Annotated in this window: 10 protein-coding genes; 6 read left to right on the top strand and 4 right to left on the bottom strand. The window is 72.9% G+C overall.

What is annotated here, in order from left to right:
* Both MXD58_RS09515 and MXD58_RS09510 read left to right on the top strand, forming a co-directional pair.
* A partial coding sequence (locus MXD58_RS09515) for an ABC transporter ATP-binding protein (protein ID WP_250609207.1) occupies positions 1 to 2,035 on the top strand: 2,035 nt, incomplete at its 5' end.
* A 118-nt stretch (positions 2,036 to 2,153) separates the two neighbouring features.
* The gene (locus MXD58_RS09510) at positions 2,154 to 2,471 is read left to right on the top strand and encodes a hypothetical protein (RefSeq protein WP_248839284.1); all 318 of its coding nucleotides are present in this window, start codon (positions 2,154 to 2,156) and stop codon (positions 2,469 to 2,471) included.
* A 76-nt stretch (positions 2,472 to 2,547) separates the two neighbouring features.
* Here MXD58_RS09510 and MXD58_RS09505 read toward each other — a convergent pair whose 3' ends face one another.
* The 3 genes from MXD58_RS09505 to MXD58_RS09495 all read right to left on the bottom strand — a co-directional run bounded on the left by MXD58_RS09505 (position 2,548) and on the right by MXD58_RS09495 (position 7,204).
* The gene (locus tag MXD58_RS09505) at positions 2,548 to 3,351 is read right to left on the bottom strand and encodes a DUF459 domain-containing protein (protein WP_248839283.1); all 804 of its coding nucleotides are present in this window, start codon (positions 3,349 to 3,351) and stop codon (positions 2,548 to 2,550) included.
* A 60-nt stretch (positions 3,352 to 3,411) separates the two neighbouring features.
* Positions 3,412 to 5,103: a phospholipase D family protein gene (locus MXD58_RS09500; RefSeq protein ID WP_248839282.1), complete on the bottom strand. Its 1,692-nt coding sequence runs from the start codon at positions 5,101 to 5,103 to the stop codon at positions 3,412 to 3,414.
* A 100-nt stretch (positions 5,104 to 5,203) separates the two neighbouring features.
* Complete coding sequence (locus tag MXD58_RS09495) at positions 5,204 to 7,204, bottom strand: TerD family protein (protein ID WP_248839281.1); 2,001 nt, start codon at positions 7,202 to 7,204, stop codon at positions 5,204 to 5,206.
* A gap of 184 nt (positions 7,205 to 7,388) precedes the next feature.
* Between MXD58_RS09495 and MXD58_RS09490 the strand changes: the two genes are divergently transcribed.
* Entirely contained in the window at positions 7,389 to 8,186 is a 798-nt protein-coding gene (locus MXD58_RS09490; RefSeq protein WP_248839280.1) for a polysaccharide deacetylase family protein, read from the top strand.
* A 110-nt stretch (positions 8,187 to 8,296) separates the two neighbouring features.
* On the opposite strand, the gene MXD58_RS09485 is transcribed toward MXD58_RS09490, so the two are convergent.
* Complete coding sequence (locus MXD58_RS09485) at positions 8,297 to 9,868, bottom strand: aldehyde dehydrogenase family protein (RefSeq protein WP_248839279.1); 1,572 nt, start codon at positions 9,866 to 9,868, stop codon at positions 8,297 to 8,299.
* A 465-nt stretch (positions 9,869 to 10,333) separates the two neighbouring features.
* Between MXD58_RS09485 and MXD58_RS09480 the strand changes: the two genes are divergently transcribed.
* The 3 genes from MXD58_RS09480 to MXD58_RS09470 all read left to right on the top strand — a co-directional run.
* On the top strand, positions 10,334 to 11,050 hold the full coding sequence (locus MXD58_RS09480) for a response regulator (RefSeq protein ID WP_248839278.1): 717 nt from the start codon (positions 10,334 to 10,336) through the stop codon (positions 11,048 to 11,050).
* A gap of 194 nt (positions 11,051 to 11,244) precedes the next feature.
* On the top strand, positions 11,245 to 12,090 hold the full coding sequence (locus MXD58_RS09475; protein WP_248839277.1) for an SAM-dependent methyltransferase: 846 nt from the start codon (positions 11,245 to 11,247) through the stop codon (positions 12,088 to 12,090).
* 152 nt (positions 12,091 to 12,242) lie between these two features.
* A partial coding sequence (locus MXD58_RS09470) for an LON peptidase substrate-binding domain-containing protein (RefSeq protein WP_250609206.1) occupies positions 12,243 to 12,558 on the top strand: 316 nt, incomplete at its 3' end.

Here is a 12,558-nt window from a genome sequence, read left to right as displayed (position 1 = left end):
GGCTGGTGGTGGCCGTCGGATCGACGTCGCCGCGGCGGCCGGGACAGGCGGTGGACGCGGGCTCGGTGGCGGCCGCGGGGGGATCGGCGGTGGGGCGCGGGCGTTCGGCGGTCCCGGCGGACGGGCGATCGGCGGTGGTGGGGCGTTCGGGGACGTCCCGGCGACGCCGGAACTGCTTGCCAAGGTCGACGGGCTGCCGCCGGCCGAGGACGACCCGACCGTCAACCAGGCGGCCGCCGCGGCGCCCGATCCGGACTTCACCCTCGGGCGGCTGCTCGCGTGGGTGCGCGTTCCGCTCGTAGTGGGCCTACTGCTCGTCGCGCTCGACGCCGTCGCGGGCCTCGCCCTGCCCGCCCTGGTACGCCACGCCGTCGACGCGGGCGTGACCAACCAGTCCCGCGCGGTGCTGTTCGGCACCGCGGGGATCGCCCTCGCGATCACGCTGGCCGACTGGGTGACCCAGGTCTACCAGACGCGGGTCACCGGCCGGATGGGCGAGCGGCTGCTCTACGTGCTGCGGGTGAAGACGTTCGCGCACCTGCAGCGCCTCGGCCTCGACTACTACGAACGCGAGCTCGCCGGGCGGATCATGACCCGGATGACGACCGACGTCGACGCCCTGTCGACGTTCCTGCAGACCGGCCTGACCACCGCGATCGTCAGCCTGCTGTCGTTCTTCGGCGTCCTGATCGCGCTGCTGATCCTCGACGCCGAGCTCGCATTGGTCGTCGTCGCCGTTCTGCCGGCACTGATCGTCGCGACGGTGATCTTCCGGCGGCGGTCGTCAGCGGCCTACACCGAGGCCCGGGAGCGAGTCAGCGCCGTCAACGCGTCCCTGCAGGAAAACCTCACCGGGCTGCGGGTCGCGCAGGCGTTCGGCCGCGAGGACGTCAACCAGGAACGTTTCCGCGCGCTCGCCGACTCCTACCGGCGGTCGCGGATGCGGGCGCAGCAGATGATCGCGATCTACTTCCCGGGGGTGGAGTTCCTCTCCCGGATCGCCGGCGCGCTCGTCCTCGGCATCGGCGCCCACCTCGCGGTGCACGGCCACCTCTCCGCTGGCGCGCTGCTCGCGTTCCTGCTGTACGTGAACCTGTTCTTCTCACCCGTCCAGCAGCTTTCCCAGGTGTTCGACGGCTACCAGCAGGCCATGGTGGGCCTGCGGCGGCTGTCCGACCTGCTGCGCACCCCGACGTCGACCCCGGCGGCCGAGCATCCCCGGGCCGTCGACCGGCTCACCGGCGAGGTCGTGCTCGACGACGTGACCTTCGCCTACACGGTCGCCGCCCGCCCCGGCACCCCCGGCCCGGCGACGACGAGCACCCGTACGGCCGGGAACGCCGTGGACGGCATCAGCCTGCGGATCGCGCCCGGCGAGACGGTGGCATTCGTCGGCGAGACCGGCGCGGGCAAGTCGACGGTGCTCAAGCTCATCGCCCGCTACTACGACGTCACCGGCGGCGCGGTCCGCATCGACGGCGTCGACGTGCGGGAGTTCGACCTGTCCGCCTTCCGGCGCCGACTCGGGGTCGTCCCGCAGGAGCCGTTCGTGTTCTCCGGCTCTATCCGCGACGCCATCGCCTACGCCCGGCCCGACGCCTCGGACGAGCAGGTCCGCGCCGCCGCCCGGGCGGTCGGCGCCGAGGCGTTCATCGAAGCCCTCCCCGACGGGTACGACCAGGCGGTGGGGGAGCGCGGCCGCGGGCTGTCCGCCGGCCAGCGCCAACTGCTCGCGCTCGCCCGCGCGGAGCTCGCCGACCCGGACATCCTGCTGTTCGACGAGGCGACGGCCGCCCTCGACCTCGCCACCGAGGCCGCCGTGACGGCCGCCGCCCAGGCCGTCACCACCCGGCGGACCACGATCGTGATCGCCCACCGACTCACCACGGCCGCCCGCGCCGACCGGGTCGTGGTCATGGCCGGCGGCCGGATCGCCGAGCAGGGCACCCACGCCGAGCTCGTCCGCGCCGGTGGCGCCTACGCCCGCCTGTGGGCGGCCTTCACGGCCACCGCCGACCCGACCACCGCCGACTGACGCGGAGCATTCCGCGGTGTCATGATTCGGCGCTCGGCGCCCGGGGGAGGCCGACGATGCGCGGTCGCCACCGCCGTCCCGGTGGTGGCGGTCATCCCGCGGTATCGAGGAGGCCATCATGTCGGCGGACACGCTCCTGGTTGACGTCGCCTGGCCCGAACTGCCCCGTCAGCTCACCGGGCCGGAGGAACTCGCCGACCAGCTGGGAGCGGGCCTCAGGGACCGCGCCGGGATCGCCACCGTCGACGAGAACGGCCTGGCCGTGCTCGTCCGCCGGCCCGCGGACGTGGAGGCATTCGCCGCCGACCTCGCCGACCAGCTCTCGATGATCGGCATGCCGGACCGGACCTACCTCTCCTGGCGCGACGAACTCGGCGTCCACCGCCGGTCCGTCACCGGCCGGCGCATCGCCAACGCCCACCGGCCCGTCGCCTGACCGCCCCGTCGCCTGACCGCCCCGTCGCCTGACCGCCCCGTCGCCTGACCGGTCCGTCGCCTGACCGGCCCACCGCCTAACCGGCTGGCAGCGCCGCACCCGCATCCGCGTTGGCGATGCGGCGCCCGTCGCCGTCGCCGGGGATCGTGTCCGCGGCGGCACCGTCCGCCGCGGCCAGCGCTTCGCGGGCGATCGCCGCGCCGTACCGGGCGGCCCCAGGGGACACCACCGGGCACGGCGTCATCGGCGGCTCGACCGACGGGCAGAAATGCGTCCCGTCGGGGCTGCGGACCGTGACCATCCCGCCGGGGCCGCAGGTCTCGCCGCGGTCGCAGGGCAACGTCGGCGCGAACCGGCCGTCGTCGGCGCTGACCGCCCGGCCGGCGGGCGCGACCTGGGTGCGCGGGTGGCTCGCCGCGATCTCCCGCCACAACCGGTCCAGCGGCGTCAGCCCCGCGGCGTCGACCGGTTGGTCGCGCCGCGGCGGGGCCTCGACGAGCAGCACCGTCGTGCCGGCGGCGGTGAGCTGCTCGACCGCGGCGGTCACGTCCTGCCGGTAGGCGCTGAGCAGGTCCCGTCCGCGCATGCAGTCGCTGCCCTGGTTGCCGGAGAACGCCAGCGCCGCCACGGTGGGATGCCAGCGCCGTGACTGGTCGCGGATGTCGGTGAGCCAGTCGCAGGGCGCCGTGCCGCCCCAGGTCCGCATAAGCACCCTGGCCGGCGCGGAGTCGCGGTGCTCGGCCGTCACCGTCTGGGCGAACGACCCCTGCGACTCCCACGCCAGCGAGTCACCCCACAACGCGATCCGCGCCCGCGGGCCGGTCCTGGCATGATCGATCACGAGGGCGCCCAGCACCAGCGCGACAGCAGCCACGAACATCCAGGCGATCGGCCCTAGTCGTCCGATCCGCACGTTTTTCCCTTTCTCGCCAGCGAACTGTCACCACTGGCCGGCGGAACGCATTCGGCGTGGCCGTCCATCCGGATCGTAGATCGCGTGGTAAAGAGGTGCGGCCCAGGCGCGGCGCAGACGGCCGAGTCGGTCCGGCTCGTGTGGCACTATCCGGCCGGGCGGGCGGTCGCCGACCCGGCCGTCGGCGTGCCAGGCGGCCAGGTCCTCGGCCCGCCGGCGGAACGCGGCGAAGCCAGCCTCCGGATCGAGCAGGTCGTCGTCCGGGCCGTCCCAGTCCAGGTGCTCGCGCCACAGCCGCAGCCGCAGGTCCCGGGCGAACACCCGGGCGCCGTCGCCGAGACCACCAGGGTCGCGCGGCTCCCGCGGGTCCAGTTCGTCGTCGATCGTGGCGACGGCCAGCTCGCTGTCATGCGTCCACGACCGGCGGTTGAGGTTGTCCGACCCGACCGACGCCCACACGTCGTCCACCGTCACCGCCTTCGCGTGCACGTAGACGGGGGTGCCCGCGTGGTTCTCCACGTCGTAGACGGCGACCCGGTGGCCGCCGGCGGCCCGGCAGACCTCCAGCGCCCGCTCCCGGCCCACCAGGTTCGGCGGCAGCGACAGCGGGCCGCCCTGGGTCGGATACCGCGGCACCACGATGATCAGATGCAGATCCGGGGCGCGACGCAGGGCGTCCGCGAACAGCAAGGCGACCTCGGTGGACCACATGTACTGGTCTTCCAGGTAGATCAGCCGACGCGCACGGCGCAGCACCTTCTGATACGCCCGGGCGATCGAACGCTCCCCGACCTGGGCGAACGGATACGGCGGCCGCAGCCGGCGCGGATAGGTCCGCAGGATCTGCACGTTGTGCGAGCCGACCGGCGGCGGATCGACCTGCGGGTCGGGCAACGGGTCCGTCCGCGTTGCCACCGGCCGGATCCGGTAGTACAGCCGGCGCAGCGGGTTCGGGGTGTCGAGGCTTGACGGGTCGTCCCATCGCTCGCGGAAGGTGTGCTCCAGGTCGCCGACGGCCGGGCCCCGCACCTCGACCTGGATGTCATGCCAGGGCGGGGCGTCGCCGTACTCGGCGGCGATCGGCTGGCCCTGCGGGTCGCCCGCGTGCGCGGCGTCGTCGCGCCGGTTGTAGCAGAGATCGATGCCGCCGGCGAAGGCCACGCCCGCCGCCGGGTCCTCGGCCGGGCGCGCCACCACCAGCTTCTGGTGATGGCTGCCGCCGCGGCGGACCCGGTGGTCGAGGACCACCTGCGCGCCCGAGCGGGTCAGCCGCTCCGCGAGCAGCCGGTTGGGCTTCGAGCTGAACGACAGCAGTTCCAGATGCGAGCGCCACACCAGCCCGCGCACCACCACCCCGCGCTGCGCCGCGCGGCCCAGCACCTCGCCGACCTCCGAACCGGCACCGTCGAGGCGCTGGTCGAGGTCCCCGCGCCAGTCGGTGAACAGCAGCAGATCGCCCTCGTCGAGCTTCTCGACCGTCGCCAGCAGCCGGGTGAAGTACTCCCGGCCGTGGATGAGCGGGACGACGAGGTTGCCGGTCGTCCACGGCTGACCGGCACCGTGGCGGCGGTCCAGGTCGGTGTCCGGGTTGCCGCGCTCCTCGGCGGTGAGAAACCAGGCACCCAGCAGCCCGTCATCGCCTGGCGGCGTCGCGCCCGGCGCCTCGTCCGGCGCCTCTCCCGACGGTGCGTCCGGCGCCTCGTCGACCGTCCCTGTCATCGACCCGATCCCCGCTTTCCGCTCCGGCGCCTGCGGCGCCTTGTTCCCGGACGGTCGTCCGCTGTTCCGTGCGTCCGGTCGAGCACCGGGCGGTTCGACGTCAGATCCGCGCGCCCTTCGCGCGGTTGCACCCTCGGCACAGCAACTGCAGGTTGTTCACGCTGGACGCCCCGCCCCGGCTGAACGGGATCACGTGGTCGAACTCGAGGTGCTCGCCGCCGCCGCACTCGACGCACACGCCGCGGTCGCGCCGCCACACCTGCGCCTTCACCGCCTGCGGGATCGCCCGGCTCGCCCGGCTGCCCGGCGCGATCACCTGCCGCCGCGCCACCCGCAGGACGCCGACCAGCACCGCGGCGACGTACTCCGGGTCATCGACGAGGTAGTCGCCGGAGCCCCGGGCCGTCGTCGCGGCGATCTCGACGGCGCCGCCCCGGACCGCCACCTCGACGATCTTGGGTAGGCCGAGTTCGGCGCCGCGCCCGGTCTCGCCGAGGAAGCGCAGCTTGCGGTTGGTGCCGAGCAGGCGCCCCGCGGTCTGGCGCGGTCCACCGGCCGCCGGGCGGACCAGCGTCGCCGGGACATCCAGGTGCAGAATCTCGTCGAGTTCGAGGTGCAGGCCGGCGTCCGGCAGCCGGGGCAGCTCACCGGCCCCGATCCGGCTGAGCTCCAGGCCGCGGGCGAGCCGGCCGCGCAGTGCGTCCACCTCGGGTCCGGCGAGGCCCAGCCGCTCGGCGACGGCCTCGATCCGCGCGACCTCACCGGCCTCGACCACCCCGTCGAGGAAGGCGAACGCCGTGAGCCGCTCCAGGTACACCAACCCGTCCGAGCGGACGATCTCCCAGCCGGCCGACGCCGGGATCCGCTGGTGACGCAGCTCCGCCCAGAGCGGCTCAAGGTCGAGGCCATCAGGGCCGGCGACACCAGGGCCGGCCACACCAGGGCCGGCCACACCAGAGCCGGCCTCGTTTGGATCGGCCGCGTACGGGTCGCCGTCGTCCGCCGCCAGCACCGAGGCGAGCCGCTCCCGCCAGGCGCGCAGGAACGCGCGGACCTCCTCCGTGCAGACTTCACAGACCGGCGGCCCGCCGAACAACCGCCACCGCTTCTGCGCGCCGCAACGCCCGCAGGTCGTGTCCGACTCGACGTGGATCGGCACCGGGCCGCCCTGCCAGCCCTGGCCATCCCACCAGCGCATCTGGCCCGGCTGCACCGGGTCGCCGTACCAGTCCGCCCGGATCGCCGGTCGCGCGGCGGCGGCCTCGTCGAGGGTGCGTTCGTCGTCCGCGTCCAGTGCGACGCGGTCGCCTCGGCTTGCCCGAGCGGCCGGGCGGCCTTCGTCCGGCTCGATCTCGGGCAGCACCCGCGTGTCAGGGGTGTCCCCGCCGGCCCCGGCCCCGCCGGACCCGGCCGCGCCGGACCCGGTGCTCCCGTGTCGCTCGGCCTCCCCACGTCGCTCGGGGTCGTTACGTCGGTCGGTAGCGCCACGTCGGTCGGCGTCGTCGCGGCGCGCGGGGTCGTCGGGGTCGTCAGGGTCGCCAGGGTCGTCGGGGTCGTCGGGGTCGTCGGGGTCGCCAGGGTCGTCGGGGTCGTGGAGGTGGATGCCGAAGCCGCGGGCGAGGCCGGCGAGGCCGCTGTCCCAGCCCTGGCCGACGGCGCGGAAGCGCCAGCCGGCGCCGCGGCGGTAGACCTCGCCGAACACCAGCGCCGTGACCGGCTCGTCGGGTTCCGGGGTGAATCGGGTGACCGCCTGGCCGGCACCGTCGGTCACGGTGACGGTCAGGTCCTCCAGCTGCGGGAAGGTCCCGTCGTCCAGCGAGCCGGCGACGATGATGCGGGCGACCTCCGGCGCCACCCTGGGCAGCGTCGCGACCAGACCTGCCGAGCCGGGGGCGGCGGTGGTGAGGGACACGGCGCCCGAGGGGTGCGTCGGCGCGTTGTAGAAAACGAAGTCGTCGTCCGAGCGGACCCGGTCCAGCTCGGTGACGAGCACGGCGCAGACGTCCATTGTCCGCCCCGGGGCCCAGCCGACCACGACCCGCAGCACGCCGGTGGGAACAGGCGTGTTGGCGCCCTTCCGCAGGGCTGGTGCCAGGGTCATGGGGCCTTTCCGTCGGTGCGCCAGGGCCGGGGCGGATGCGGCCGTTCGCAGGAGAATGTATGTCGATCCGGCCCGAAGTGACGGGTCGTCAGACAAGATCCACCCTGGTCGGCGGCCCCGTGGGGGCTGCGACGCACGACGGGGCGTGGGTGGGGTGCGCTGGATGGTGTGAAAGAGTCTTCTCATGGCGCGGTCTGTCGAGACACGCGGGTTCGTCGCGGGCCGTCGCGGCGTGGGCGCGGTGGTGACGCTGGGAGCGACGGCCGGTCTCGTCCATGGCCTGCCGTCCCTGGCCGTGCTGCGCCGGCTCCGGCTGCGGGCGGCGCCCGGCCTGTCCGGCATCGGTACCGCCGACCATGTTGCGCTGACCTTCGACGACGGGCCTGATCCCGGCTCGACGCCGCTGTTCCTCGACGTCCTGGCCGAGCTTGAGGTGCAGGCCACGTTCTTCGTGCTCGGCAACCTGCTGGAGCGCTCGCCGGAGCTGGCCCGCGAGATGGTCGCCGCCGGCCACGAGCTCGCCGTGCACGGCTGGGACCATCGGCCGATGCTGCTGCGTGGCCCCCGGTCGACCTACGACCAGCTGGCCCGTACCCGCGACCTGATCGCGGAGATCACCGGTCAGGCGCCGCGTTTCCTGCGGCCGCCGCACGGCGTGCTGTCCGCCGGTGTGCTGGTGGCGGCCCGCGGGCTGAAGCTGACTCCGGTGCTGTGGTCGGCGTGGGGCCGCGACTGGACGGCGCAGGCGACGCCGCGCAGCGTGCTGGCGACCCTGGCCCCCGATCTGCGGGGCGGGGCGACGGTGCTGCTGCACGACTGCGACTGCACCTCCGCGCCCGGCGCGTGGCGCAGCGCGCTCGGCGCGCTCCCCGAGATCGCGGCCCGCTGCGACGACGCCGGCCTGCGGCTGGGCCCACTCGCCGACCACGGCCTGGCCCGCGGTCAGGCACCCTCGCCCCGTCGTTCCCCGGCGTCAGCCTGAGCCTGCCGGCACCTACTCGGGCGCGCTGCCGGCTGGTCGAACTGGGGCCGGTGTCCGGGTTGACCCGCCATGAGCGCCCGGACCTGGGCCGGCCCCCTGATGATGCCTCCTCAGATCTCCGGGTACAGCGAGTAGTTAGGGAAGTTGCCGACCAGGCGCTCGTTCGGGTCGGGGCCGACGGTGACCGCGCGGGCCAGGTGGGCGCCGCCGACGAAGGCGCCCTTCCAGGACGCGCCGCGGCCGCCGAACGGTTCGTCGCGGTCGCCACGGGAGCGGGGCGCGTTGATCCCGACCTTGAACGCCTGCAGCTCCCCGGCGAGTCGTCCGGCGAGTGACTCGTCGTCGCTGGCCACCGACGCGACGAGGGCCCCGTTGGAGGCGTTCATCGCGGCCAGCAGCTCGGCCTCGGAATCGACGACGATGATCGTGTCGACCGGGCCGAACGGCTCGGCGTGGTGCAGGCCGCATGACGCCGGCGGGCTCAGAATCGCCACCGGCGGCACGTACGCGCCGGTGTCCTGGCCGGCGATGAAACGGCCGTCGGCGAGGTCGCCGCGGTAGAGCGGTACCCCGCCCTTCGCGATCGCCTCGTCGATCTTCGCGGCCAGCTCGGTGGCCTTGTCGTAGTTGATGACCGGCCCGTAGTCCAGTTCGGGCAGCGGGTCGGCGTCGTCGGCCACGGCGAGCGGGTGGCCGAACCGGACCCCTCGCACCACCGGCAGGTACATCTCGAGGAAGCGGTCGAACAGCTGGCGCTGGACGACGAACCGCGGGTAGGCGGTGCAGCGCTGCTTGGCGTACTCGAAGCCCTTGCGCAGGTGGGTGGCCAGCAGGTCCCATTGGGAGAACTCCCAGATGCCCCAGGCGTTGAGGCCCTCCTGTTCCAGGAAGTGCCGCTTGCCGGTGTCGACGAGGGCGGCCGCGACCTGGCCACCCGCGGATCGGCCGCCGACGAAGGCCAGGCAGCCGATCTCCGGGGCGCGGACCAGCGCGCCGGACAGGCGGGAGCCGGAACCGGAGACCAGCGAGACGGGCAGGCCCTCGCGGCGCGCCAGCGCGCAGGCCAGCGTCAGGCAGGCGGCCCCGCCGTCGGTCGGGGTCTTGGCGATCGCCGCGTTGCCGGCGAGCATCTGGACGAGCATCGCGTGCATCAGCACACTCATCGGGTAGTTCCAGCTCGCGATGTTGCTCACCGGGCCGGGCAGCGGCACCCGGCCGTCGACCATCGCCTCGATCTCCTCGGCGTACCAGCGGGCGCCGTCGAGGGCGCGGTCGACGTCGGTGAGGGCTAGGCGCCAGGGCTTGCCGATCTCCCAGACGAGCAGCAGTGCGAGCAGCTCACGGTGTTGCGCCATGGCGTCGACGGCGGCCCGGACTCGAGCCCGGCGCTCGGGCAGCGCGACGTCGCGCCACTTCTTGTGATCGTCGAGGGCGGCCCGGATGGCCTCCCGGGCCTCCGCCTGGTCGATCATCGGTGGCCCGGAGATGGGCGTGCCGTCGAGGGCGGAGAGGCTGTGCAGGGGGGTACCACTGCGGCGCCATTCGCCGCCCCAGAGGTTGCGCAGGCGGTCGTCGTCGAATGCCTCAGGGGCGGTCTCGCGGCATCGGGCGAACGCGTCGGACCACGACAGGCCCGTCTTGAGGTGGAGTCGCGGCTGGGGACTGCTCGTCAGCGCGGTCATAGAGATGAGATTGACGGCCGCCGGTCGAACACGCCACCAGCCGATTGGTGCAAACGGTACATCCAGTATTTCGATGACCATTGGATTACCGGGTCGCCCCAATGACTACCAGTCATTGGCGGAACCGCCGTTCATTGCGGATCTGGGCGCCATGCAGCCGATTTTCGGTGATCCTTGACGGGCGAGGGGGGTGGACGCTCCGGATTGGCCGTGGCCCTGCTCACCGGCCGAAACGGCTGCCCTGTCGGCGTCGAAGGCAGTGATACGTGGGTTACGGGGCCCCGTCGGCGCGTATTATTTCCGGCATGTCGGATGCGTTAACGGAGGGAGGCGCCGCCGTCTCTCGGTCCCAGCCACGACCTCTGGTATGTACTTCATCACGTAGAGTGGAAGAGTGTCCGAACCATCTTTCGTTCGTGTCCGCGTCGTCCCCCGGACGATTCGCTCCTGATTCCCGGGTGAGTGATGACGGCCAGTGTCGTGCCGCCGTCGGCCGCTGAAGCCGACACCATCGAGGGCTCCGTGCCGATCCGAGTCCTCGTGGTAGATGATCATGAGTTGTTTCTTCAGGGTCTGCAGACCGTGCTGGAGATCGAGGAGGACATCAGTGTCGTCGGTCGTGCGGGGGATGGCCAGGAGGCCCTGACCCTCGCGTCCGGCACGCTGCCGGACATCGTCCTCATGGACGTGCGCATGCCCGGCCGGGACGGCATCGCCGCCGCCGGGGCGATTCGGCGTGCGCTGCCGCGCACGCGGATCGTCATGCTCACGGTGTCCGATGAGGAGTCCGACCTGTTCGAGGCGATCAAGGCCGGCGCGGTCGGGTACCTGTTGAAGACCATCCCGCCGCACGAGGTCGCTGGCGCGGTCCGCGCGGTGCACAACGGGCAGAGTCTGATCAGCCCGTCGATGGCCTCCAAGCTGATGGTGGAGTTCGCCACGATGGCGCGCGGCACCGAGGATCGCCCGCGCGCGCCCGCGCCGCACCTGACCGCCCGCGAGCTGGAGGTGCTCAAGCTCGTCGCCGAGGGTCGGGCCAACCGGGAGATCGCCCGCAAGCTGTTCATCAGCGAGAACACCGTCAAGAACCACGTCCGCAACATCCTGGACAAGCTCCAGCTGCACTCGCGGATGGAGGCCGTGATGTACGCCGTTCGGCAGGGCCTGTTCGACATCGAGTGACGGGCCTGCGGCCGGCGGGCATCAAGTCGAGATCAGTGCCTAGGTTAAGTATATCGTTTTTTGTCCAAATTGACCGTATTTGAGGTCGGGTGGCGTGGTCGGCCGATGGGACTGCTGCGTTCCGTGGCCTGGTCGGTACGGTTGGGCCAAGGCTGTGTCGGTGCCGTTCGGCGCGTCGTCGGAAATGGAGTCCAGTGGCGGAGAAGAGCGACACAGGCTGGACGCGCCGGGCGAAGGACCTCGATCCGGCGGACCTGCGGGCCGATCAGCCCCACTCGGCCCGCATGTACGACTACTTCCTCGGCGGCGAGGACAACTTCCCGGCCGATCGGGAGGCCGCCGAGAAGGTGATCGCGGCATTCCCGAACGTCCGGATCACCGCCCGGGAGAACCGCGCCTTCATGGCCCGGGCGGTGCGCTACCTGGCCGCCGAGGCGGGGATCCATCAGTTCATCGACCTCGGCACCGGCATCCCGACCAGCCCGAACCTGCACGAGGTCGCGCAGCGCGCCGCCCCCGATGCCCGGGTGGTGTACGCCGACAACGACCCGATCGTGCTGGCCCACGCCCGTGCCCTGCTGGCCAGCGGTGCCGCGGGCCGCACTGCCTACCTCAACGCCGACGTGCGTGAGCTCGACACGATCCTCACCGCCGCGGAACTGCACGACACGCTCAACCTGTCGCGGCCCGTCGCGGTGTCCCTCCTCGCGGTCATGCACGTCATCCCGGACGACCAGGACGCCTACGGTCTGGTCCGGCGCATCGTCGACGCCCTGCCCGCCGGCAGCTACCTCACCCTCACCCACGAGACAGCCGACTTCGACCCGGTCGGCAGCCGGGGGGTGCGGTCGGCCAACGTCGGCGGCGATATCCCCGCCCAGGCCCGCTGCCGGGCCGAGGTGGAGCGGTTCTTCGCCGGCCTCGAACTCGTCGAGCCGGGGGTCCAGGTCGTGCACCGGTGGCGGCCCGACAGCGAGGTCGAGGACGGCCTGACCGATGCCGACGTCGCGCTCTATGGCGCGGTCGGCCGCAAGGACTAGGTCGTAGCCGGCGGTCGGAACCGGGTACGCGGCCGCTGGTCGTTCTGAGGGCCCGGTGCCTGTTCGCCGAGGGCGACAAGTCTCGGGAACAAGGTTGGGCTGACATGACTTAAGTGTGGTTGACTCAACTTCCCGATGTGAGGGTGGACCACATGGCTCAGACCCGGGTGTTGCCCGTTCTGCCGCTCGACGACGCGGTCGTCCTCCCCGGCATGGTCGTCTCCGTGGACCTGTCGGACGAGGCGACCCGAGCGAGCATCGACGCCGCCCGTGCCGGCGGGACCGCCGGTTCCGCCGACGCGCGGGCGCCGGGGATCTCCAGCCGGCCGGCGCCCCGCCCGGCCGAGGTGCTGCTCGTGCCGCGTGTCGACGGCGAGTTCGCGCAGGTCGCCGCGGTCGGGGTGATCGAGCAGGTCGGCCGGCTGCCGCGCGGCGGTGGCTCGGCCGCCGTCGTGCGGGGTACGGCGC

Source organism: Frankia sp. AgKG'84/4 (genome assembly GCF_023242965.2).
Classification (GTDB): Bacteria; Actinomycetota; Actinomycetes; order Frankiales; family Frankiaceae; genus Frankia.
Note: the sequence above shows the minus strand (reverse complement) of the source record. Positions and strands in the feature narration are given on the sequence as shown.